This is a genomic window from Lentzea sp. NPDC054927, assembly GCF_053610285.1.
Window position 1 is genome coordinate 172,029 of record NZ_JBSGXZ010000010.1, and the last position, 23,264, is coordinate 195,292.

The following is a 23,264-nucleotide window of genomic DNA, read 5'->3' on the forward strand; positions in this document are numbered from 1 at the left end:
GCGTGCCACTCGCCGCATGAGTGGCGCTCGCTTTTGCTGCCCTGCTCCGTTTGCCGACCCCTTGATTCATCGGTTGCACCACAAGGTCATCCTGGAGGGGGATATTTGTGGTAGGCAAACGTTTAGCCGCGTTGTTCGCGACAGTCATCACCACCACCACGTTGGTCAGCGGCGTCGCCGCTGCCGGGAGCGATCCCGACGGAAACGCGTTATCGGTAGCCCGTTCGGCGGACGGGCGCACCGTGAACTCGGCAGAGGCGGAGAGATCCGTTCTCGACTATTGGACGCCGGAAAGAATGAAAGCGTCTATTCCGGCCGATCTGCCTGCCGACACGGTCACGTCGACGCGGAAACCCGCGCCGACCGGGCCCGCGGGCGAGATCAAGCCGGAAGCGCCGACGGTGAAGCAGCAGGACTACGGCGTTCAGGACATCGGCATCCAGGCCGTGAACGCGTCGCGGGCCATGGGCAAGGTGTTCTTCCACAAGCCCAACGACACCCGGTTGTGGCACTGCTCCGGTGCCTCGATCGGCAGCCCCAAGCGGCGGCTCGTGCTCACCGCCGGCCACTGCGTGCATGGCGGCAAGGGCGGCGGTTTCGCGACCGACTTCGTCTTCGTGCCGTACTACTTCAACGGCAGCCGGCCGCACGGCAGTTTCGCCGCGACGTATCTCAGTTCCAAGAACGGCTGGATCAACAACAGCGACTTCGCCTACGACATGGGTATCGCGGTCACCGGCAACAACGCGTCCGGTCGCAAGTTGAACGACGAGGTCGGTGGTAACGGAACGCGCTGGAACTATCCGCGCGACGTGAACATCACGATGATGGGTTACCCGCTGGACCGCAACGGCGGGGAAGTGCCCTGGTTGTGCTGGGGCAAAACCGAACGAGTGGGCGTGTTCGACGGTCGCATCCAGATCAGGTGCGGTTTCACGGGCGGCGCGAGTGGCGGCCCGTGGTTGCAGGACTACAACGACCGCGCTGACGGCTGGGGTGTCGGTTACGCGAACGGCGTGACCAGTACCGTGAATTCCGACAACTGGAACCGCAGTCCGTACTTCGACGACAACTTCAAGAGTCTGTACGATTTTGCCGAATCGCATTCCGCGTAGTCACCGTCTTGCCGGGATGAGGCAGGCCGCCGTGCTGGCGGCCTGCCTCATCGCGCTGATCGCGTGCGGCTCCGGCGAATGCGTCCCAGGGCAGGAGGCGGGTGGGTGCGTGGCCACGTCCAACGGCGATGAGTGCCCGGCGATCGGGCTGCCCAGCGGGGTTTCCGTGCGGGTGGCCGAGGAGCTCGCGGCGGCGGTCACCGCCGAGATCACCGTCTGCGAGGGTGAGGCCTGCCAGACGCGGCGGGTGCCGCTCACTCCGTCGGCCGGGCCGGCCACCACCTCGTGTTCCGGCGACAACTGCGGGGCGACGCTGGTGCCGACCGGCGGCAAGGACGGGTTCGCCACGCTGGACATGCCCGTCGGATCGGTGCGGGTGACGGTGAAGCTCCTCGACGCCGATGACGAGCCGGTCGCGGACGGTTCCGTGGAGACGACGGCCAAGGGCTCGTCCTCCACGACGTGTCCGACGCCGGGCCGTCAGGTCAATCTGGCGATGACCCGGGCAGGCGTCACGGTCACCTGACGCCGTCGGAGATCGCCGCCAGCTCCGCGGGCGTCCCCGCCATGATCACGCGGACGTGCTCGGTCACCTTCTCCACCGGCCAGTCCCACCACGCGATCCGTTCCAGCAGCTCGACTTCCTCGTCGCTGTACCGCCTCCGCAGCACCTTGGCCGGGTTCCCGCCGACGATCCCGTAGGCGGGAACGTCCGCCACCACCACGGAACCGGCCGCGATGATCGCCCCGTTCCCGATCCGCACGCCCGGCATGATCAGGGCGTTGTAGCCGATCCACACGTCGTTGCCCACCACCGTGTCTCCACGGCTGGGCGCGCCGAGAGCGATGTCGAGCGTCTTCTCGCCCCACACGCCGCCGAAGATCGTGAACGGGAACGTGGACACGCCCGCCATGCTGTGGTTGGCGCCGGACATGATGAACCGGACGCCCTCCGCCAGCGCGCAGTACCGGCCGATGACCAGCTTCTCGGCGCCGAAGTTGTAGAGCACGTTGCGCTGTTCGAACTGTTCGGCGTGATGCGGGTCGTCGTAGTAGGTGTACTCGCCGATCTCGATCTGCGGGTTCTTCACCAACGGCTTGAGCAGCACCGTGCGTGCGTAGTCCGGCAACGGGTAGAGGTTGTCGGGCGAGGGAATGGTCACGGTGCTCCGATCGGTTCTTCGCTGAACTGAGTGCGGTACAACTTGGCGTAGTGGCCTTCCAGTGCCAGCAACGCCTCATGCGTACCACGCTCGACGATCTGCCCCTTGTCCACCACCAGGATCTGGTCCGCCGCCCGGATCGTCGACAACCGGTGTGCGATCACCAACGACGTCCGGCCCGCGAGAGCCTCGACCAACGCCTCCTGCACCGCCGCTTCGGAACGCGAGTCCAGGTGTGCGGTCGCCTCGTCCAGGATCACCACGCGGGGCTTGGCCAGCAGCAACCGCGCGATGGTCAGCCGTTGCCGTTCACCACCGGAAAGCCGGTATCCGCGTTCACCCACCACGGTGTCCAGCTGATCCGGCAACGACGCCACCAGATCCGCCAGCCGTGCCCGCGTCAGCGCGTCCCAGATCTCCTCGTCGGTGGCCGCGGGAGCCGCCAGCCGGAGATTGGCCCCGATCGACTCGTGGAACAGGTGCCCGTCCTGCGTCACCATGCCCACGGTCTCGCGGATCGAGTCGAACGACAGGTCGCGAACGTCCACACCGGACAGCCGGACCGCCCCGGAATCCGTGTCGTACAACCGGGGCAGCAGTGACGCGATCGTCGACTTGCCCGCACCCGACGCGCCGACGAGCGCGATCAGTGAACCGGGCTCGGCCACGAACGACACCCCGCCGAGAATCTCCTCGCCACCACGGGTGTCGAGAGAAGCGACCTCCTCCAACGACGCCAGCGACACCTTGTCCGCCGACGGGTAGGCGAACTTGACGTCGGAGAACTCAACGGAGACCGGCCCGTCCGGCACGGACACCGGCGAGGCCTTCTCCTTGATCAACGGCGGCAGGTCCAGCACCTCGAAGACCCGCTCGAACGACACCAGCGCGGTCATGACGTCCACCCGTGCCCCGGCCAACGCCGTCAACGGCGCGTACAGGCGAGTCAGCAGCAGCGCCAGCGTCACGATCGTGCCCGGCGCCATCTGCCCGGCGAACGCGAAGTACCCGCCCAACCCGTAGACCAGCGCCAACGCCAGCGACGACACCAACGTCAGCGCGACCAGGAACAGCCACTGCGCCACCGCGGTCCGCACGCCGATGTCGCGTACCCGCCGTGCCCGCGCGCCGAACTCCATGCTCTCCAGCTGCGGCCGGCCGAACAGCTTGATCAACGTCGCACCCGGCGCGGAGAACCGCTCGGTCATCTGGGTCGTCATCGCCGAGTCGAGGTTCGCGGCCTCGCGATGCATGGACGCCAAACGCTTGCCCATCCGCCGCGCCGGGATGAGGAAGATCGGCAGCAGCACCATCGCGAGCACCGTGACCTGCCACGACAGCGTCAGCATCACGGCCAGGGTCAGCACCAGCGCGATCACGTTCGTGACGACACCGGAGATCGTTTCGGAGAACGCCCGCTGCGCCGCGATCACGTCGTTGTTCAGCCGCGACACCAACGCGCCGGTGCGTGTCCGGGTGAAGAACGCGATCGGCATTCGTTGCACGTGGTCGAAGACGGACTGCCGCAGCCGCAGGATCAGGTCCTCGCCGACCCGCGACGACTGCCACCGCTCGGCCAGCGAGAACCCGGCCTCCAGCACCGCCACGCCCGCGATCGCCAGCGACAGCCACACCACGAGCGAGAAGTCGCGGCCGGTGATGATGGTGTCGACCACGCGTCCGGCCAGCACCGGCGAGGCCACCGCGAGCACGGCCGCGACCGCGCTGGTGGCGAGCAACGCGTAGACAGCCCGCCGCTGCGGGCGGGCGAACCGGGCGACACGCTTCAACGTCGCCCGGCTCACGCGACGGTTTTTCTCGTCCTGCATCGCGCTTTCGAGCGCGTACCAGGCGTTGAAGTCGATGTTCATGAGGACCAGTCTCGAACTTCGACCTATGACGAGGTCAAGTTGTTTTGAGGAACTCGTCGACCTCCGCCAGGGCCGCCGCACGCACTGGCTCAGGCGAGAGGAACAGATCGTGCATGCCTGCCTTGATCTCCACGACCTTGACCGATGATCCGATCTTCGGACCCCACTTGCGCATGCCCTCGACGTCCAGCACCGCGTCGGCCTTGGAGACGTCCTCGCTCCACTGCTTGGCGTTCAACATGCTCTTGTCGGAGTGCAGCACCAGAACCGGCACTCGCACGTCGAGTCCGTTGTGGACCTTCTCCTGCGCCAGGAGGATCGCCCGGATCCACCCGGCGAGCACCGGGAACCCCGCGAGCGGCTTCCACTTCAGGTCGAAGTCCCACTCTCCGTTGCGCGAACTGTGGATCGCCGCCCCGTACGCCTCGCCGAGGTTCGCGCGGATCTTCACCTTCGGCGCGACCTGCCCGATCAGCTTCACCACCTGCCGCATGAACGGCGGTTCGACGACGTCCAGCCACGGGCTGTTGAGCACCAAGGCGTTGATCAACTCGCCGGCGCGGCGTTCGTGCGCCCACAACGACGTGGTGAGCCCGCCCGTGGAGTGCCCCATGAGCACCACACGCGAGTGCTCTTCACGAATCACGGCGATCGCGGCGTCGATCTCCTCGAAGTACACGGCCATGTCGGTCGTGTAGTTGGGGACCTCGCCGTCGCGCAGTGACCGCCCGTAGCCGCGCAGGTCCACCGCGTAGAAGTCGTAGCCCTGGGCCGTGTAGTGCTCGGCCACGTGCTCCTGGAAGAAGTAGTCCGCGAAACCGTGCACGTAGAGGATCGCGCCCCGGTCGTTGGCCACGGCACGCCGGCGGACCAGGGTCGCTGATGCCCCGCCGCGCAACGGCAGAACGGTGGTGTCTTCGTCGCTGCTCACCGGGCAAGTTTGCAACCATCCGGCGCCGATTCCGTGCAGCCTTGTCCGGATCGTGTCTAACCTGGGGAGATGACGGGGGATATTGAGCAGTCATCGAGGGTGCGTTTCATGGGCATCAGCCCGCGCGCCTATGAGCATCCTGCCGACCGAGGCGCCCTCGCGGTGCTGAGGGCGGTGCCCGCCGTGGCACCGATCCTCAAGGCGGTCGCCGGAGCCTTCTCCGAACGAGGTGAGCGCCTCCTTCAGGTGGCTTCCTCCGTCCGGGTCGGCCCGAAGCAGTACCCGCAGCTCGACCGGATCCGCAACGAGGTGGCGGCGACGTTCGACCTGGACGAGGTCCCGGAGCTCTACGTCGAGCGCAGCGCGCAGGCGTACGCCTACACCTACGGCATCGACAAGCCGTTCATCGTGGTCAGCACCGGCGCGGTCGACCTGCTCGACAACGAGTCGCTGCGCTTCCTCATCGGTCACGAGACGGGCCACGTGATGTCGGGCCACGCGCTCTACAACACGCTCCTTCGCCGGCTCATCGACCTGACCACGTCGTTCGCGTGGGTGCCTGCGGGTGCGATCGCCATGCGGGCGGTCATCGCGGCGCTGCGCGAGTGGCAGCGCAAGACCGAGCTGTCCTGCGACCGGGCGGGCCTGCTGGCCTGCCAGGACCCGCAGGCCGCGTTGCGCACGCACCTCGCGCTCGCGGGTGATCTGGGCGGTCAGGTCGACATCGCGTCGTTCCTCGCCCAGGCGAAGGAGTACGAGGAGGTCGAGGACATCCGCGACAGCCTCCTCAAGCTCCTGCACACCGAGCACCGTTCGCACCCGCTGGTCGTGGTGCGGGCCGCCGAGCTGCAGCGCTGGTCGGCGACCGAGGAGTACCGCGAGATCCTGACCGGCACGTACCCGCGCCGCGAGGACGACCGGCCGACGACGAACCTCACGGACGACGTGAAGTCCGCCGCCCGTTCGTACAAGGAGTCCATGGGCAACTCCGCCGACCCGTTGATCAAGACGATCAACGACATCGGCGAGTCGGTCATGGGCGCGGCCGGCAGGGTTTGGAGCAAGGTTGCTCCGAACGGAGCATCCGAGTAGCTACCATCTGGAGTCATGAGACGACTCCTGGTGTTGGTTCTCTCGGCAGTGCTGGCGTCAACAGGCACCGCTGCCGCCGACGTGCAGGTCGTCGGCGGCGAGCGGGCCTCGATCGAGGCCAACCCGTGGGCCGTCTACCTCACGGACGACCGCGGCTCCCAGTTCTGCGGCGGGACGATTGTCGCGCCCGCGAAGGTCCTCACCGCGGCCCACTGCGCGCTCGGCCGCTCACCCGCCGAGCTGCGCGTCGTCGCCGGTCGCGAGGACAAGCAGGACCGCGAGGCCGGGGTGTCGGTCCCGGTCACCGACATCTGGATCCACAAGCAGTACGTCTCCGCGGACGAGGGCGAGGACGTGGCCGTGCTGACCCTGAAGAAGGCGCTGCCGTACACCCCGCTGCCCATCGCGGAGCTGTCCGATCGGGCGCTCTACCAGCCCGGCACAGAGCTCAGGGCGCTCGGCTGGGGCCGCACCAGCGAGAACGGCAAGACGTCCCGCTTCCTCATGCAGGCCACCGTGCCGGTGCTGCCGGACGACTTCTGCGTCGACGCCTACCCGCAGTTCGTGAAGACCGACATGTTCTGCGCGGGCTACGAGGGCGGCAGGATCGACACCTGCCAGGGCGACTCCGGCGGCCCGATCGTCGTGTCGGGCAAGCTCGTCGGCGTCACGTCGTGGGGCGAGGGCTGTGCGCGCAGGGGCAAGCCCGGCGTGTACGTCCGGCTCGCCAGGTACGCGAAGGACCTCCACCCGATCGTGGACGCTTTGCCGCCGGTGGTGGCCGACCCCTAGACCCCTGAGCCGCGTCCCAGTCGGCTGATGGCGTCTGCAAGTACCACCAACTCTTGATCAAATCGCCTCTACCTACACCCAACCGGCAGGCCAACGGCTCTCGGCCGTCAGAGCGGGCCAGTCAGTTGGATGTAGTTGCACGCTCGATGATCTTGAGTTGGTAGTACTTGCACACGCCATCAGCTGATCGCTAGACCGCTGAGCCGAGTTCCCGGATCAGGTCGGCCCGGTAGCGCAGGCCCGCCGACTCCGCTCGTTCGATCGCCTTGTCGTACAACGCTTTGTCCTGGGTCAGCGCGGCCTTGCCGGCGAGCGCGCGCACCTCGATGATGCGGAACTCCGCGTCGATCGCCCGTCGCAGCACCTCGTCGTACTCGGCGGGCGAACGGTTGACCTCGGCGAGCACGAGGCACGCGTCGACCTCGATGAACAGGTCGTCGTCGCCGGCCAGTTCGAGCGCGCGTTCCGCCTGCTCGCGTGCTTCGTCACGCCGATCGGTCGCGATGAGGAGTTCCGCGTACTCGACCCGCGCGGACATCTCGATGGGCCTCAAGCCGTGGCGTTGCGAGAGGTCCAACGCTTCGTGGAACGCTTCTTCGGCTTCGGCGTACTTGTGCTGTGCCGCGAGCACGACACCGAGGTTGTTGAGGCCGTTCGAGGTGTGCTGGAGGTCGTTGATCTCCCGCGCGAGCGTCACCGACCGCCGGAGCGACTCCTCGCTGGCGTCGAGCCTGCCCAGTTCCAGCTCCACCAGGCCGAGGTTGCCGAGGCCGCCGATGAGCTGTGAGCGCATGCCGTTCGGCCCGTAGAGCACGAGCGCGGCGCTGAGGTTCTCGCCGGCCAGGTCGAGTTCGCCGAGGTCGTGGTAGATCCCGGCGAGGATGTTGAGCGCCGTCGCCTCCTCTGCCTGCCGGCCGGCGGCGCGGAACTCGGCGATCGCCTGCTCGCAGTGCCCGATCGCCTGCCGGTGCTCGCCGAACCGCCAGTCGAGGTACGCGAGGCACACCCGCATCGCCGCGGCCCGTTGTCCGGCCTCGTGACTGAGCGCGGCCTCGGCGACGATGCGGAGTTCGCCGTAGTAGCCGGACTGCAGCAGGTACGCGCGCATCGCCACGACCAGCGCGGCGTCCTTCTGTTCCTGGGCGAGTGCGACGAGGTTGAGCCTCTCCGTCTCGAACCAGGCCAACGCCTCTTCGCGGTCCGCGAACCCGACGCGGTCGGCCGTGGGCGGCAGCAGCCGGGTGAAGCCGACGTTGAGCGCGGCGTCGGCACCGTCCGCCCGCTTGAGGTACCAGTCGAACACCGTCTGCCGGTCCTGTGCGGTGGTCCGTGCGTGGGCGTACAGGCGCAGCAGGTCGTGCAGCTGGTAGCGATCTCCGTTCTGCTGCACCAGGTTCGCCGCGACCAGCTCGTCGATCGCGGTGCTCACCAGACCGCTCGGGATGTCCGGCCCCGGCACGGCACCGAGGAAGTCGAACGTGCGCCGGGCCTGTGGCGACAGCTTCCGGTAGGAGAGGTCGAACGTGGCCTGCACGGCCGTGTCGTCGTCCTCGATCTCCAACGCCTCGAGCCGGTGCTCGCGCAGTTCGCCGACGTAGTCCGGCAGATGTCGCCCGGCGAGGTTCGCCCCGGCGATCCGCAACGCCAGCGGCAACCGCGCACACAACCCGATCAGCTCGCTCGTGTTGCCGTCGACGCGCATGCCCTTGAGCAGCTCGTGCGCCTCCTGCTCGGCCAACACGCCCAACCTGACCTGCGCGAACTGCGGCAGATCCTGCCGACTCGTGATCAACGCGGCGCAGCCGGGCGTGCCGGGCAGCAACGGCGCGATCACCTCGGCGGTCGCGTTGTCGAGCACCACCAGCACCCGCCGGTTGCGGAGCAGCTCGCGGTAGTCGTCGTTCGGCCCGCCGCCCAGCGCCTTCACGAACCGCGCCAGCGCCTGCTCGACCGTCATCGACGGCCCGGTGGAGTACCCGCGCAGGTTCACGTACAGCTGCCCGTCCGGGAACTTCTCCCGCAACCGGTGCGCCTCCCGCACCGCCAGCACCGTCTTGCCCACCCCTGGCAACCCGGTGATCGCCCGCACCGGCGCGTCGATCAGCTCCAGCCGCGCGATCTCCTCCTTGCGGCCCACGAAGTCCGGCAGATCGGCGGGCAGCTGACACGGCGCCGGCGGCCGCTGCACGAGCCGGTAACCGGTCGACTCGGTGATCACCTGCTCGGTGGCGCGCAGCCGGCTGACCAACGTGCGCAACGCGGCGCGCGGGTGCAACGGTTGCTCGTCCGGCCAGACCTCGGCCGCCAGCACGTCGAACGGCACGGGCTCGCCGGGACGTGCGACCAGCGCGTCACGCAGAGCCTGCAGTCGATCCGCCACGAGATCGAGTGTGCCTCAGAGCACGAGGCCCACGGACATCGTGAGGAACACCGCCGCGCACACCGCGTCCAGCGCCGTCGTCACGCCGGGCCGCTTCAACCGGCCGGCCACCCGTGACGCCGCCAGCACGATCATCAGCTCCCACACCGCGGCGAGTCCGAGGAACACCACGGCGAGCATCGCGAGCTGAGGCGCCGGTTCACCCGATCCGATGAACTGCGGCAGGAACGCGAGCGAGAACAGGATCATCTTCGGGTTCGTGATGTTGGTCAGAAAGCCCTGGCGGAACGGCCGGTTGCTCATGACCTCCTCCGGCTCGTCACCGGAGCGCTTGATCAGTCCGCGGGTGATGGAAACCGCGAGGTAGAGCAGGTAGGCGGCACCGATCCAGCGCAGCGCCGTGAGCACCATCGGGTACTGCGCGAGCACCACGCCGAGGCCGGAGATCACCAGCGTCACCTGGACCGCGGCGGCCGAGTGGATGCCCGCCAGCGCCAGCAGGCCGGCGCGGGTGCCGGAGCGCAGTGACGTGCGGAGCAACAGGAACGCGTCAACACCGGGGGTCACGATGACGACCGCGCACGCGATGAGAAAGGCCGGAACCTGGCCGAAGTCGAACAACACCGTACATACCCCCGTGAGCTACACCACTGACCGTAAAATCTTCGGCCTGACGCGACACTAACACGAGAATCTCCGGTTTTGACGTCGCCTTAGCGCGATCGCTACGGTTGGTGACCAATCGTCCACCTGGCGCAACGAGGAGTGGTCCGTGAGGGGTAAGCGGCTTGCCGTGCTGGTAGCGGTGATCGCGCTGGTCAGCGGTGCGTCGACGGCCGATGCGATCGTTGGGGGGACACCCGCGCGGGTGTCGGACACCCCGTGGGTTGTGGCGATCACCACCACGGACGGTCAGCTGATCTGCGGTGGCGCGCTCGTTGCCCCGGACAAGGTCATGACCGCGGCGCACTGCGCGACGTTGAAGGGCGTGCTCGGCAAGAACCAGCGTCCGGCCGAGCAACTGCGGGTGGTCGCGGGACGCACGGACCTGCGCGTCAAGGACGACGGCGTCGAGGCCGCAGTCGCGAGCGTGTGGCGGCACCCCGACTACCAGGAGGTCACGAAGGGCGACGACGTGGCCGTGCTGACGCTGGCCCGCTCGCTGCCGTACCGGACCATCGCGCTCGGCGAGGTCGGCGACGACGGTGTCGTGCTCGGCTGGGGTCGTACCGCCGAGGGCACGCCGCCGTCCATGACGCTGCGCAAGGTGACGGTGCCGATCCTGTCCGACGCGGAGTGCGCGCTGAAGGAGCCGGACTACCGGGCGGGCGCGATGTTGTGCGCCGGGCGCGGGGGTCGTGACGCGTGCACGGGTGACTCGGGCGGGCCGCTGGTCGTCAAAGGCAGGCTCGCGGGCGTGGTGTCGTTCGGCCGCGGTTGTGCGCGCGCCGATGAACCTGGTGTCTACACCCGGCTCGCTCACTACCGATCGGTACTTGGCTTCTGATATCCAAGGTTCGGTGCGAACCACACCGTTTCCGGCGACCCTGCGCCGTCAGTGGGGACTCGATCTGAGTCCCTCCCAGCTCTACGCGATCCTGCGCCTGCGTCAGGACGTGTTCGTCGTCGAGCAGAACAGCGTCTACTGCGACGTGGACGGCCGTGACCTCGAACACGGGACGCGGCACTTTTGGCTGGAGGCTGACGGATCGCACGACCCGCTCGCGTACCTGCGGCTGCTGGAGGAGCCTGACGGCACGCTGCGGATCGGACGTGTCGTCACCGCACGGATGGCGCGCGGACGTGGGTTCAGCCGCAGACTCGTGCAGGCCGCTCTGGCGGACGTCGGCAGCACGCCGTGTGTGCTCGACGCGCAGACGTACGTGGTGGACTTCTACGCGTCGTTCGGCTTCGTGCCCGAAGGGGAAGAGTTCATCGAGGACGGGATTCCACACCTGCGGATGCGGCGCACTCCCTGATCACGCGCACCGCGCGCTCGATGTCGGCCTCGGTCAGATCGGCGCGCGCGGTGAGCCGCAGCCTGCTGATCTGGTCCGGCACCGACGGCGGCCGGAAGCAGCCGACGATCACGCCGTTGGTGCGGCAGTTCTCGGCCCACTGGAACGCCTGCTCCGGTGACGGCGCCCGCACGCTCACGACGGCGGCGGTCGGCGTGCTGACCTGGAAACCGGCTTCCTTCAGGCGGTTGCTCAGATCGTGCGCCACGGTCAGCGCGCGCTCGGGACGGTCCGGCTCCTCGCGCAGGATCTTGATCGCGGCCAGCGACGCCGCCGCGCTGCTCGGCGCGAGGCCGGTGTCGAAGATGAACGTGCGCGCGGTGTCGATCAGGTGCTTGATCACCCGGCTCGGGCCGAGCACCGCGCCGCCCTGTGCGCCGAGCGACTTGCTCAGCGTCAGCGTGGTGATCACGTCCGGTGCCCTGATGAGGCCCGCCTCGGCCACGGCGCCGCGGCCGCCGGGCCCGACGACACCGAGTCCGTGCGCGTCGTCGACGACCAACGCCGCACCGGTCGCGCGGCAGGCCTCGTGCAGTTCGTTGAGCGGGGCGGTGTCGCCGTCGACGCTGAAGACCGAGTCCGTGACGACGATCGCGCGCCGCTTGCCGCGGGTCTCCAGCGCGTGCCGGACCTGGCCGACGTCGCAGTGACCGGCGACCACGACGTCCGCCTTGGACAGGCGCGTGCCGTCGATCAGCGAGGCGTGGATGTGCTGGTCGGCGACGATCGCGGTGCCGGGACCGGTGAGCGCCGTGAGCGCGCCCAGGTTCGCCATGTACCCGCTGCTGAACACCAGTGCCGACTGCGACCCGCAGAAGTTCGCGAGCTCGTACTCCAGCTCGGCGTGCAGCTCCGTCGAGCCCGTGACCAGGCGCGATCCCGTGGACCCCACACCCCACTTGAGCGTGGCGGCGGCCGCGGCACCCGCGACGCGCTTGTCCTTGGCGAGGCCCAGGTAGTCGTTGCTGGCGAGGTCGAGATCCGTCGAGTCCGCCGTGCGCGGCCGCAGCCGCCTGGTCAGACCCGCCTTGGCGCGCGCTTCAGAGCGGACGTCGATCCAGTCGAACGTCGACTCACCACCACTGGAAATCGCCTCAGTTGTGCTCACGGTCACCGACTGAGTCTCCCATCCGCCGACTAGCGTGCCGCTTGTGGACCTGTTCACCTTCACGCGTGCCGAACTCACCTCGCCGGTGCAGTTCTGCGACGGCCGCTGGGTGGTGTCCGACTACGACGACGTGCGCGCCGTCCTGGCCGATCCGGTCACGTTCCTGCCCGACAACGCCCTGACCGCCGTCACGCCGGTCGCACCCACCGCGTTGCGCACCCTGGTGAGGGCCCGCTTCTCGTTGCCGCCGACGCTCGCGAACAACGGCTCCGAGTCCCACGCCGGCCTGCGGAAACTCGTCGCGTCGTTCTTCACGCCGGTTCGGGTCGCCGCCGCGGAGCCTCGCATCCGCTCGCTGGTTTCGGAACGGCTGGGTGGCGCGGATCTCAACCGGCTCGATCTTGTCCGCGACCTGGCCTGGGACCTGCCCGCCATCGTGCTGATGGAGCTGCTCGGCCTGGAGAACGTCGACGTCCCGACGCTCAAGCGCTGGAGCTCCGGATCGCTGGAGTTCTTCTGGGGCAACATCTCCCGCGACCGTCAGCTGGAACTGGTCGACGACGTCGGCGACTTCCACCAATGGCTGATCAAGCGCTACCACGCCCGTGACGGCGAACTGTTCTGCGCTCTGGCCGACGCCGGCGTGTCCGCCGAGGACTCCGCCGGACTCTGCTACTTCCTGCTGATCGCGGGCCAGGAGACGACGACTCAGTTGTTGTCCACGGCGTTGCGTCGTGCACTGCAGGACCGCGCGTTGTGGGCTCGTCTGCCGTTGCCCGACGTCGCCGAGTCGTTCGTGGAGGACGTCCTGCAGACCGACACGCCCGTGGTGACCTGGAGGCGCCTGACTGCCCGTGAGGTCGTGCTGTCCGGTGTGCGCGTCCCTGCCGGTGCGGAGCTCGTGTTGTTGTTGAGCGGCAAGGAGAACGACCCTCGCCACCTCGCGTTCGGCTACGGCCGCCACTTCTGCCTCGGCGCCGGGCTGGCGCGGTTGGAGGCCGCGGTGACCTTGCGGACCGTGGCGGAGCACGAGCCGTCGTTGCACCTGGTCGGTGACGATCCGGAGTGGCTCAACCTGCTGTCGTTCCGCGCGCCGAAGTCGGTCACGGTCGCGCGATGAGCTTGCCCGTCGTTGTGCGGGCTTCGAGTGCTCGGTGGGCTTCGGCGATCTCTTCGAGCTGGTAGACCTCGCCGAGTACCGGCTTCAGGTGGTGGCTGAAGACCTCTTCCGGTGTCACGTCGCGGGGGAGTCCCATGACCGCGACGCCCTTGCGGAAGACGTCGCCGGCCGTCACGTCCAACGGCTCACCGCTGGCGAACCCGAACACGACCATGCGTCCGACGCCATCCTCGAGCAGCTCGAACGCTCGTTTTCCGACGGCGCCGCCGATGGACTCGAACACGACGTCGACCGGCTCGAGGCCGTCCCAGTCGTAGCCGAGCCCGCCCTTGCTGGATGCGGCGAGCACGGTCGCGCCTGCCCGTTCCGCGAGTTGGACGAGCAGGCTGCCGACGCCACCGGACGCCGCTTCGACCAGCACGCGGTCGCCAGGCCGGATGCGAGCGGCCTTGGCCGCGGCGACCGCGGTGGTGCCTTGCCGCAACAGCGCTTCGTGGTCGCTGGTCGCCGGACCGCCGGTCCGGATCCGATGCCATGAATCGGACTACCGGTCCGTGCCGCCGCCACGGTCAAACGGACCGCCAGTCCCGCAGCGTCGGCAATGTGCAACCGGACTGCCGGTCCGCTCGACCGGACCTCCGTGGCCGTGATCACGCCTGGCAAGCGGACTGCCGGTCCGCCTGACCCACGAGGCCAACCGGACTGCCAGTCCGGGCGTCGCCAGCGGACTCGCGGTCCGGTTGCCGTCCTTGCCTCGGCGGACCGTTGGTCCGGTCGTCCTGGTGGCACCGGACTGCCGGTCCGGACCGGTCCTCCACCAAGCGGACGACCGGTCCGCTCAATACGGTGCGGACTGGCAGTCCGCCTATGCCGAGGAGCTGGAATGGAACGTGCCGATGCCTCCCGCAACCGCGCCGCCGTTCTGGCGGCGGCCACCGGCCTCATCTGTGAACGCGGCATCGAGGCAGTGTCGATGGACGACATCGCGGCGGCGGCCGGCGTGGGTAAAGGAACCGTGTTCCGAAGATTCGGTGACAAGTCGGCACTGGTGGAGGCCGTCGTGGGGGAGACGGCGGCGTCCTGGATCAACGTCGCTTCGCTGGAAGCCCGCACCGCGGCGGAGTTCGCCAGAACGCTGTTCGACCACGTGCTGGCCTCTTTGCCGTTGGTCATCGCGTTGGAGCGTTCGAAGACGCTCACCGGCGACGTTCACTTCGACATCGTCGTGAAGCGGCTCGCGAAGCTGGTCGGCTCGGCCTTCAAAGCACACGCCTTGCTCGCCGTGTTGAGGGGAGAGCACATTGCGTTCCTGCTCGACCGGGGCATGACCGCCTTTGACATCCGGGCCGGCGTTATCTCGCTCGCCGACGCGCTCGCGGCTGAGGTTTGATGCTGGGGTGTTGAACCGCCAGCTCTCCGGAGTCACGAAGCGAACCCTGCTCGAAGAGCTCGGCCCGGTGCCGGACGTCGAGCCCGACCGCTACGGCGACGGCGGCCCGGTGGGCGCGCTGGAGGAGCGGGTCGCGCAGCTGCTGGGCACCGAGGCCGCGTTGTTCGTGCCGACCGGGACGATGGCGCAGCAGATCGCGCTCAAGTGCTGGGCCGACCGCACGCACAACCCGATCGTCGCGATGCACCCGCAGGCGCATCCGCTCAACCACGAGGACGACGCGCTGACCGTGCTGTCCGGGCTGCGTCCGATCAAGGTGCCGAACTCCGAGGTGGCCACCTGTCCTGAGCCGTACGGGACGCTGCTGCTCGAGGTGCCGGACCGCGAGGCCGGGTTCGTCCTGCCTACCTGGGACGAGCTGACCACGCTGGTGGATCAGGCCCGCGAACGGGACGCGGTCGTGCACCTCGACGGCGCGCGGCTGTGGGAGAGCACGTTCGGGCTGGGCAAGCCGCTGCCGGAGATCGCCGGTCTGTTCGACTCGGTGTACGTCTCGTTCTACAAGTCGCTGGAGGGCATGTCCGGCGCGGCGCTCGCGGGCAGCCAGGACTTCGTCGACCAGGCACGTGTCTGGCGGCACCGGTACGGCGGCATGCTGTTTCAGCAGTGGCCGGCGGCGTTGTCCGCGATGCACGGCCTGGACACGGTGCTCCCGAAGCTCGGCAGCTACGTCGAGCACGCCAAGGTCGTGGCCGGGGCGATGGGCCTGCCGGAGCCGCACACCCACCAGTTCGCGCTGCACCTACCGGGTGACCCGAAGCTGCTGACGGAGCTGAGCGGCAAGTTCCTCGGCTCGTTCTGGCGGGACGGCACGCTCGCCAAGACCGAGATCACCGTGGCCGCGCCCGCGCTGGAATGGACCGCTGACGAGGTCCGGGAGGCCTGGGCGGAGTTCCAGAGCCTGCTCTGAGGGCGATGTCGCTCACCTGGCTGTTGGTAGCGCGGGTGCGAAATGCGACGATGCCGGGGCTGTGAGGGGAGTGCGAGGAAGCCGGTGCGAATCCGGCGCCGTCCCGCGACTGTGACCGGTCTGAAGGAGAAGCCGGGAGTCAGGAACTCGCCCCTCTCTTGATCACCGACCGCGGGCGTGGACACCCGAGGAAGGACTTCGCCGAGCATGTACCCCTTTTCGGCTGTCGTCGGACATGACGACCTCCGGCTGGCCCTCCTGTTGAACGCCGTGCATCCCGGCATCGGCGGTGTTCTCGTGCGCGGCGAGAAGGGGACCGCGAAGTCGACGATCGTGCGTGCCCTGGCCGCGCTGCTGCCGGAACTCGACCTCTCACAGGGCTGCCGTTTCGGCTGCGTGCCCGGCAGCACCGACTGCCCGGACGCGCCGCACGAGAATGTTGAACGCCGTCCGGCCAAGCTGGTCGAACTGCCCGTGGGCGCCACCGAGGACCGCCTGGTCGGCTCGCTCGACCTGGAGAAGGCGCTGACCGAGGGCGTGCGGGCGTTCCAGCCCGGTCTGCTCGCCGCCGCGCACCGGGGCGTGCTCTACGTCGACGAGGTCAACCTGCTGCACGACCACTTGGTCGACCTGCTCCTGGACGCCGCCGCGATGGGGCGCGCGCACGTCGAACGCGAAGGCGTGTCGATCTCGCACCCGTCCCAGTTCCTGCTGGTCGGCACCATGAACCCGGAGGAGGGCGAGCTGCGGCCGCAGCTGCTCGACCGGTTCGGGCTGACCGTGGCGGTGAAGGCGGCGCGTGACGTCGGCGTCCGCACCGAGGTGATCCGGCGCCGGCTGGCCTACGAAGCCGACCCCGTGACGTTCGCGGCGAAGTGGGCTGAAGAAGACGCGGCGCTCAAGCGGCAGATCGAGCACGCCCGCGAGAAGCTCAAAGCTGTGTCCCTTCCGGACGGTGAACTGCGCCGGATCGCCGCTGTCTGCGCGGCTTTCGAGGTCGACGGCATGCGTGCGGACCTCGTCGTCGCCCGCGCCGCCACCGCGCACGCCGCCTGGCGAGGTGCGGATCAGGTCGAGGAGACCGACGTCGAGGTCGCGGTCCGGCTCGCCCTGCCGCATCGGCGCCGCCGCGACCCGTTCGACGAGCCCGGCATCGAGGAGCAGCAGCTCGAGGACGCGATGCGCCAGGCAGCCGAGCACGCCGAAGAACCGGAGGAGGGCCCGGACGACGACGGCCCCGGCGGTGGCGACCTGCCCGAACCGCAGGAAGGCCCCGCGGGCAACGGAAACGCGCCGCAGGACCGTCCGGCACCGGAACCCGCGCCCGCGTTCAAGGCACGGCTGCTGGAGGTGCCCGGAGTCGGCGAAGGCGCGCCGGGCAAGCGTTCCAGGGCCCGTGCCCGCACCGGCCGGATCGTGCGGTCGTCCAAAGTGGACGGCAACGGTCTGCACCTCGTCGACACGCTCACCAACGCGGCACCGCACCAGCAGGCGCGCGGCCGCAGCGGCCCCGGACTCCTCCTCACCGCGGGAGACCTCCGCAAGGCGGTCAGGGAAGGCAAGGAGTCGAACCTCGTCCTGTTCGTCGTCGACGCCTCCGGCTCGATGGCGGCACGGCAGCGGATGTCGGCCGTCAGCGGCGCCGTCGTGTCCTTGTTGCGTGACGCCTACCAGCGCCGGGACAAGGTCGGCGTGGTGACGTTCCGCGGCAACCAGGCCGAAGTCGCTTTGCCGCCAACGACTTCCGTCGACGCGGCGGCCACCCGTCTGAAGAAGATGCGCACCGGCGGCAGGACCCCGCTCGCGGACGGACTGCTCAAGGCCCACCGCGTCCTGGAGATCGAACGGCTGCGCGACCCGCAGAAGCGTCCGCTCGTGGTGCTGCTGACCGACGGCCGCGCGACGTCCAGCGGCCTCGGTGGAGACCCGATGAAGGACGCCCTGAAGGCCGCCGGCCTGCTCGAACAGACCGCTGTCGTGGTCGTGGACTGCGAACAGGGCCACGTCCGGCTCGGCCTCGCGCAGAAGATCGCGGAAGCCCTGCAGGGCACCTGCGTCCGTCTCGACCAGCTCAGCGCCGACCACCTCGCCGGCGTCGTCCGGGCCGCATAAGGAGAATCCAGTGCCTCAAGGACAACCCACCGAGGTGCCGAAGGACGGCCTGACCACCCGCCAGCGCCGCAACCGGCCGTTGCTGATGCTGCACACCGGTGAGATGAAGGGGAAGTCGACGTCGGCGTTCGGCATGGCGCTGCGCGGCTGGAACCAGGGCTGGGACATCGGCGTGTTCCAGTTCGTGAAGTCCGCCAAGTGGAAGGTGGGCGAGGAGTCCGCGTTCAAGGCGCTCGGCCGGCTGCACGACGAGACCGGCGAGGGCGGCGCGGTCGAGTGGCACAAGATGGGCGAGGGCTGGTCCTGGACCCGCAAGCATGGCACCGAGGACGATCACGCCGCCGCCGCGCAGGAGGGCTGGGCCGAGATCGCCCGCCGGATCAACGCCGAACGCCACGGCTTCTACGTGCTGGACGAGTTCACCTACCCGCTGCACTGGGGCTGGATCGACGTCGACGAGGTGGTGGAGACGCTGGCGAACAGGCCGGGTCACCAGCACGTCGTGATCACCGGCAGGTACGCGCCGGACAAGCTGATCGCCGCCGCCGACCTCGTGGTGGAGATGACCAAGGTCAAGCACCCGATGGACGCGGGCCAGAAGGGCCAGCGGGGGATCGAGTGGTGACCAGATGGTGAACCGGCTGGTCGTCGCGGCCCCTGCTTCCGGCAGCGGCAAGACCACGGTGGCGACGGGCCTGATGGCCGCGTTGCGCCGGGCCGGGTCGCGGGTCGCGCCGTTCAAGGTGGGGCCCGACTACATCGACCCCGGCTACCACTCGCTGGCGACGGCTCGTCCCGGACGCAACCTCGACCCGGTGATGGTCGGCGAGCACCGGATCCCTGGTCTGTTCGCGCACGGCTCCAAGGGCTGTGACATCGCGGTGGTCGAGGGCGTGATGGGCCTGTTCGACGGACGGGTCGACACCGCGGGCGTCGGCTCGACCGCGCACGTCGCGAAGCTGATCAACGCGCCCGTGCTGTTCGTCGTGGACGCACGGGGGCAAAGTCGATCACTCGCGGCGCTGCTGCACGGGTTCCGCGGCTACGACCCGACGGTCCGGCTCGGTGGCGTGATCCTCAACCAGGTCGGGTCGGAACGGCACGAGCAGGTGCTGAGATCCGCGTGCGACGAAGTCGGTCTCGACGTCCTCGGCGTGCTGCCGCGCGATCCGCAGTTCTCCTTGCCCTCACGGCATCTGGGGCTCGTGACGGCCGCGGAGCACGGGTCGGAGGCCGTCGCCGCGGTCGACGCGATCGCCGCCGCCGTGGCGAAGCACGTCGATCTTGACGCGGTGCGCAGGCTGGCGTCGTCGGTGCCCGCGATGGCGGTGGCCGCGTGGGAACCGCAGGTCGAAGCGGTGGCTGACGAACCGCTGGTCGCGGTGGCGGGCGGAGCGGCTTTCACGTTCGGTTACGCCGAGCACGTCGAGGTGCTGAAGGCGGCGGGCGCGGCGGTTGCGGTCGTCGATCCGCTCAACGACGAGGACCTGCCAGAGGGAACCGCGGGTCTGGTGTTGCCGGGCGGATTCCCTGAACAGCACGCGGAAGCTTTGTCGGCCAACGTGAAGTTGCGTGATGCGGTCACGCGGTTCGCTCGATCGGGTGCGCCGGTGCACGCCGAGTGCGGTGGGTTGCTGTACCTCGCGAGATCACTCGACGGGCACCCGATGTGCGGCGTGCTCGACGCCGAGGGGTTCATGACGCCGAAGTTGACCTTGGGTTATCGGGACGCGGTCGCTGCCACGTCGTCGCCGCTGCACCCACCCGGCAGCCGCGTGACCGGCCACGAGTTCCACCGGACCCAGCTGTCCACACCGCACTCGATCCCGCCGGCGTGGCATTGGCGCGGCGTCGATTCCCGGCCCGTCGCGGAAGGTTTCGTGGCAGGTGGCGTGCACGCGTCGTACCTCCACACGCACCCGGCCGGTGATCCGGAGGCGGTGGCCCGTTTCGTGCGGGCCTGCCACCCGTTCGTGGCCGGAGTGGCAGGCGGTACGGTCTTCGCTTAAGCCTCTCCCCGAAACCCCCTGTGGAGCTGTCGTGACGACGACCGGTCGGGTCTCCTTCGTCGGCGCCGGTCCCGGTGCCGCCGACCTCATCACTGTCCGAGGCGCGCGCCGCATCGCGGACGCCGACGTCGTCATCTGGGCTCCCAGTGCCGTCGACGCCGAGTGCGTCCGCGAGCACGCACGCGCCGACGCCGAACTGGTCGACTTCTCGCGTGTGACGCCCGAGGAGATCACGGACCTGTACCGCCGTGCCGCTGCTTCACGTCAGACGGTCGTGCGCCTGCACGCGGGCGATGCGGCGACCGGTGGTGGCGTGCAGGAGCAGCACGACCTGTGCGTGCGTCTCGGCCTCGAGGTCGAGGTCGTGCCGGGCGTGTCCGTCGTCGCCGCCGCGGCCGCCAAGATCGGCCGCGAGCTCACTCTGACCGAGGCGTCGTCGACCGTGCTGATCTCGCCGGAGAGCAGCGAGCTCGTGCGCGAGTTCGCCGCGTTGCAGACCACGATGGCCGCGACGGTCTCGGGCGCGCGCACCGGTCAGTTCGTCGAGAAGCTGCTGCAGGGCGGGTACTCCACCGAGACGCCGGTCGTCGTCGCGTACAAGGTGAGCCAGGCAGACGAACTGGTCGTGCACACCACGATCGGCGAGCTGGAGTCGGTGGTGAAACAGCACAAGCTGTACCGCCCGACGCTGTTCCTGGTCGGCACCGCGGTGAAGGCGCCCACGCGGCGCGTCTCGACCTCGGCCACCACGTCGGTGGACGAGCCGATCCGCGCCGCCCGCCCGACCCGCTGGTCGCGCCGTGCCGCCTCGCGCATCGCGACGCGCGTCGACGAACCGATTCCGGCGCCCGCTCCCGCCGCTCCTGCTGCTCCCACCGCCGAGCCGAACCCGGCGTGGACGGCGGTCGAGGGAATACAACAGTCGGTCCGCAAGCCGGCCGAGGAGCCCGCGCCCAAGCCGAAGCTGACCGTGGTGGCGGCCGAGAAGCCGAAGCCGCCGACGGTCAGGGCTTCGACGTCCACGCAGAAGAAGAAGCCCGCCGCCCGTAAGCCCAAGCGCACCGCCGGCAACTGATGCCGGAAGCCATGTCGGAAAACGTGACAGTGCAAGCGTTGCGGGACGCGGCGGGTCGTCCCGTCGAGATCGTCGACGCCGCGGACGGCCTGCGCCCCGCGCTCAACGTGTGCCGCGCCCGCTCCGCCGTGATCGTCAAGCTGGCCGAGGGCATCGGCCCCGCCGAGATCGGCGCGGGTCTCTCGGGCTGGCGGCGCATCCTGATGGTGTCGGACGCGGGCGAACTGACCACTGTGGACCCGCGCGACGCGGTGACCCGCCGCTGGACCGCGCCGGACGCGGTGTTGTGCCTGGCGGACAACGAGTTCCTGCGCTCGAACGACGGCTGGGCGCTGCCGGACGACTCCTTCGCGAGCCGCACGCACGTCCTCGGTGCCGAGGTCCGCGCGTTCGTGCTGGCCCGGCTCGCCCCACGCCCCGGCGTGCTGGTGTGGGACGTGCTGGCCGGCTCCGGCGCGGTGGGCGTGGAGTGCGCACGGCTGGGTGCCGCGGTGATCGCGGTCGAGCCCGACCCCGTGCAGTGCGTGCGGATCATCGCGAACGCGTCCGCGCACGGCGTCGACGTGCGGGTGGAGGAAGCCGAGCTGGACGCACCCTCGTTGCCGCGCCCGGACGCGGTGTTCGTCGGCCGCGGTGACATCGCCGCGGTCAAGGCGAGCGCGGCCGTATCCGCCCGGCGCGTGGTCGTCGCGACGGAACGGGTGGACGAGATCGTGCCTGCCCGCGACGCGTTGCAGGCCGCGGGATACGAGGTGGAGGGCGTGCACTGGACCGCCTCCCGCCTGCTGGACTCCGGATTCGCACCCGCGGTCCCGGTGACTTTGTTGTGGGGAAGCAAGAAGTGATCGGTGTTTTCGCCGGCTCCGACCAGCGCGGCGACGCCGCCGACCTCGCCGGTCTGCTCGGCTCGGACGCGGTCGTGCCGGACGGTGCGGTCAAGCCCGCCGTGCTGCAGCTGTGGCCGCGGATCGGTGCCGCGGTGCTGTTCCTGGACGCCGGCGCCGCGGTCCGGCTGATCGCGCCTCTGTTGCGGGACAAGCAGTCCGACCCCGCCGTGGTGTGCGTCGACAAGCACTTCGTGGTGGCGCTGGCCGGAGATGCGGACACGTTCGCCCGGCACGTCGCGGACCTGCTGAACCGCACGGCCGTGGTGACCGGTGGCCCGTCGATCGACTCGGTGCTGAACGAGCTCGTCGAGCAGCTCGACGCCACCGCGGACGGCGACGTCGAGGCCTGTGCCGCGGCCATCGAGGCGGGCGAGAAGGTCGTGCTGCGCAACCCGTTGGGCTTCCCGTTGCCCGCGCTGCCGCCGAACGTCGTCGCGGCGGGCGAGGACGCGGCGTGGATGATCATCGTCGACGACCGGGCCGCCACGACCAAGGACAACGTGCTGCGGATCGTGCCGCGGACGCTCGTCGTCGGTGTGGGCTCGACGCGTGGGTCGTCGGCCACGAGCGTTGGTGCGGCTCTGGCGGAACTGGACGCGCAGGGCGGCCTGGATCTGCGCGCCATCAAGGCATTCGCGACGGCGGACGCGAAAGCGGACGAGCCCGGCATCGTGGACGCCGTGGAGGACTGGGGCTTCTGGCACGGCGACACGGCCGAGCTGCTGACGTTCCCGACCGAGGAGCTGGCCGAGATCGGCGTGCCGAACCCGAGTTCGGTGGTGCGCAACTCGATGGGCACCGCGAGCGTCGCGGAGGCAGCGGCGTTGCGTGGCGCGCAGACCCTCGGCAACGGTGCCCTGGTCGAGCTCGCGGCCGAGAAGTTCAAGCGCGACAACGTGACCGTGGCCGCGGCGCGGGTGTTGCCGCGCGGCCGGCTCGCGTTGGTCGGGCTGGGACCGGGTTCGGCGGAGGAACGCACGCCACGGGCGGAAGCGGAGATCAGGCGCGCGGCGTTCGTCGTCGGCACGCCAGAGGCGATCGACGCTGTCGGGCCGCTGCTGCGTTCCGGCACCGAGATCCGCCACGACGGCGCGTGCGATTTGGCCTCGCGTGGTGCGGCTGTCGCGTTCGTCGCCTTTGGAACCGGGCCAACACTGGACAATCCGGTCGAAGCTGACGTAATTGTTGTTCCCGGAGTATGGGACCGCTGACGTTTTTCCTTCTTTCGTAG

General features: G+C 69.3%; 22 protein-coding genes and 1 riboswitch. Of the genes, 15 read left to right on the plus strand and 7 right to left on the minus strand.

The window, feature by feature from the left end; all coding sequences use genetic code 11:
* Positions 1-296 precede the first annotated feature (296 nt).
* Together ACWGE0_RS18185 and ACWGE0_RS18190 are read left to right on the plus strand one after the other, a co-directional pair.
* The gene (locus ACWGE0_RS18185) at positions 297-1,115 is read left to right on the plus strand and encodes a trypsin-like serine peptidase (protein ID WP_452262031.1); all 819 of its coding nucleotides are present in this window, start codon (positions 297-299) and stop codon (positions 1,113-1,115) included.
* Positions 1,116-1,131: 16 nt separating this feature from the next.
* Positions 1,132-1,641, plus strand: coding sequence for a hypothetical protein (locus tag ACWGE0_RS18190; protein ID WP_452262032.1), 510 nt, complete (start codon positions 1,132-1,134; stop codon positions 1,639-1,641).
* Here ACWGE0_RS18190 and ACWGE0_RS18195 read toward each other — a convergent pair.
* From ACWGE0_RS18195 to ACWGE0_RS18205, 3 genes are read right to left on the minus strand one after another with little or no spacing between them, the layout of a single operon-like run.
* Complete coding sequence (locus ACWGE0_RS18195) at positions 1,634-2,278, minus strand: CatB-related O-acetyltransferase (protein ID WP_452262033.1); 645 nt, start codon at positions 2,276-2,278, stop codon at positions 1,634-1,636. The two genes, ACWGE0_RS18190 and ACWGE0_RS18195, sit on opposite strands and share 8 nt — an antisense overlap.
* Complete coding sequence (locus ACWGE0_RS18200; RefSeq protein WP_452262034.1) at positions 2,275-4,149, minus strand: ABC transporter ATP-binding protein; 1,875 nt, start codon at positions 4,147-4,149, stop codon at positions 2,275-2,277. The genes ACWGE0_RS18195 and ACWGE0_RS18200 overlap by 4 nt, the downstream gene beginning before the upstream one ends.
* Positions 4,150-4,183: 34 nt before the next feature.
* Positions 4,184-5,080 carry an alpha/beta hydrolase gene (locus ACWGE0_RS18205; RefSeq protein ID WP_452262035.1) on the minus strand — a complete coding sequence of 299 codons (897 nt, stop codon included), beginning with the start codon at positions 5,078-5,080 and terminating at the stop codon, positions 4,184-4,186.
* Positions 5,081-5,149: 69 nt separating this feature from the next.
* On the opposite strand from ACWGE0_RS18205, the gene ACWGE0_RS18210 reads away from it, so the two are divergent.
* Together ACWGE0_RS18210 and ACWGE0_RS18215 are read left to right on the plus strand one after the other, a co-directional pair.
* Positions 5,150-6,172, plus strand: a complete 1,023-nt coding sequence (locus ACWGE0_RS18210) for a M48 family metallopeptidase (protein WP_452262036.1) — start codon at positions 5,150-5,152, stop codon at positions 6,170-6,172.
* A 15-nt stretch (positions 6,173-6,187) separates the two neighbouring features.
* The gene (locus ACWGE0_RS18215) at positions 6,188-6,964 is read left to right on the plus strand and encodes a S1 family peptidase (protein ID WP_452262037.1); all 777 of its coding nucleotides are present in this window, start codon (positions 6,188-6,190) and stop codon (positions 6,962-6,964) included.
* 190 nt (positions 6,965-7,154) lie between these two features.
* Here ACWGE0_RS18215 and ACWGE0_RS18220 read toward each other — a convergent pair whose 3' ends face one another.
* Positions 7,155-9,344: a tetratricopeptide repeat protein gene (locus ACWGE0_RS18220; protein ID WP_452262038.1), complete on the minus strand. Its 2,190-nt coding sequence runs from the start codon at positions 9,342-9,344 to the stop codon at positions 7,155-7,157.
* A gap of 15 nt (positions 9,345-9,359) precedes the next feature.
* Positions 9,360-9,968 (minus strand): LysE family translocator, encoded by a 609-nt coding sequence (locus ACWGE0_RS18225; protein ID WP_452262039.1) that lies wholly within the window; start codon positions 9,966-9,968, stop codon positions 9,360-9,362.
* 148 nt (positions 9,969-10,116) lie between these two features.
* Between ACWGE0_RS18225 and ACWGE0_RS18230 the strand changes: the two genes are divergently transcribed.
* Positions 10,117-10,851, plus strand: a complete 735-nt coding sequence (locus ACWGE0_RS18230; protein WP_452262040.1) for a serine protease — start codon at positions 10,117-10,119, stop codon at positions 10,849-10,851.
* A gap of 13 nt (positions 10,852-10,864) precedes the next feature.
* Positions 10,865-11,323, plus strand: coding sequence for a GNAT family N-acetyltransferase (locus ACWGE0_RS18235; protein WP_452262041.1), 459 nt, complete (start codon positions 10,865-10,867; stop codon positions 11,321-11,323).
* Here the strand turns inward: ACWGE0_RS18235 and ACWGE0_RS18240 are convergent.
* Positions 11,277-12,470, minus strand: a complete 1,194-nt coding sequence (locus ACWGE0_RS18240) for an 8-amino-7-oxononanoate synthase (RefSeq protein WP_452262042.1) — start codon at positions 12,468-12,470, stop codon at positions 11,277-11,279. The genes ACWGE0_RS18235 and ACWGE0_RS18240 overlap by 47 nt on opposite strands.
* A gap of 43 nt (positions 12,471-12,513) precedes the next feature.
* Between ACWGE0_RS18240 and ACWGE0_RS18245 the strand changes: the two genes are divergently transcribed.
* Positions 12,514-13,590, plus strand: coding sequence for a hypothetical protein (locus ACWGE0_RS18245; RefSeq protein WP_452262043.1), 1,077 nt, complete (start codon positions 12,514-12,516; stop codon positions 13,588-13,590).
* Here the strand turns inward: ACWGE0_RS18245 and ACWGE0_RS18250 are convergent.
* A complete protein-coding gene (locus ACWGE0_RS18250) occupies positions 13,574-14,074 on the minus strand; it encodes a zinc-binding dehydrogenase (protein WP_452262044.1) in 501 nt (166 codons plus the stop codon). The two genes, ACWGE0_RS18245 and ACWGE0_RS18250, sit on opposite strands and share 17 nt — an antisense overlap.
* Positions 14,075-14,563: 489 nt before the next feature.
* Here ACWGE0_RS18250 and ACWGE0_RS18255 point away from each other — a divergent pair, with 489 nt between their 5' ends.
* The 8 genes from ACWGE0_RS18255 (at position 14,564) to ACWGE0_RS18290 (ending at position 23,244) form a co-directional block, all read left to right on the plus strand.
* Positions 14,564-14,980, plus strand: a complete 417-nt coding sequence (locus tag ACWGE0_RS18255) for a TetR/AcrR family transcriptional regulator (RefSeq protein WP_452262045.1) — start codon at positions 14,564-14,566, stop codon at positions 14,978-14,980.
* Between the two features lie 10 nt (positions 14,981-14,990).
* Positions 14,991-15,950: a threonine aldolase family protein gene (locus ACWGE0_RS18260; RefSeq protein WP_452262046.1), complete on the plus strand. Its 960-nt coding sequence runs from the start codon at positions 14,991-14,993 to the stop codon at positions 15,948-15,950.
* A 39-nt stretch (positions 15,951-15,989) separates the two neighbouring features.
* A riboswitch (cobalamin riboswitch) is annotated at positions 15,990-16,119 on the plus strand.
* Between the two features lie 38 nt (positions 16,120-16,157).
* Positions 16,158-18,062 (plus strand): putative cobaltochelatase, encoded by a 1,905-nt coding sequence (locus tag ACWGE0_RS18265; protein WP_452262047.1) that lies wholly within the window; start codon positions 16,158-16,160, stop codon positions 18,060-18,062.
* 10 nt (positions 18,063-18,072) lie between these two features.
* Entirely contained in the window at positions 18,073-18,687 is a 615-nt protein-coding gene (cobO, locus tag ACWGE0_RS18270; protein WP_452262048.1) for a cob(I)yrinic acid a,c-diamide adenosyltransferase, read from the plus strand.
* 4 nt (positions 18,688-18,691) lie between these two features.
* Positions 18,692-20,071: a cobyrinate a,c-diamide synthase gene (locus tag ACWGE0_RS18275; RefSeq protein ID WP_452262049.1), complete on the plus strand. Its 1,380-nt coding sequence runs from the start codon at positions 18,692-18,694 to the stop codon at positions 20,069-20,071.
* 31 nt (positions 20,072-20,102) lie between these two features.
* The gene (locus tag ACWGE0_RS18280) at positions 20,103-21,146 is read left to right on the plus strand and encodes a cobalt-precorrin-4/precorrin-4 C(11)-methyltransferase (protein ID WP_452262050.1); all 1,044 of its coding nucleotides are present in this window, start codon (positions 20,103-20,105) and stop codon (positions 21,144-21,146) included.
* Between the two features lie 23 nt (positions 21,147-21,169).
* The gene (locus ACWGE0_RS18285) at positions 21,170-21,991 is read left to right on the plus strand and encodes a hypothetical protein (protein WP_452262051.1); all 822 of its coding nucleotides are present in this window, start codon (positions 21,170-21,172) and stop codon (positions 21,989-21,991) included.
* Positions 21,988-23,244, plus strand: coding sequence for a cobalamin biosynthesis protein (locus ACWGE0_RS18290; RefSeq protein WP_452262052.1), 1,257 nt, complete (start codon positions 21,988-21,990; stop codon positions 23,242-23,244). The genes ACWGE0_RS18285 and ACWGE0_RS18290 overlap by 4 nt, the downstream gene beginning before the upstream one ends.
* Positions 23,245-23,264 lie beyond the last annotated feature (20 nt).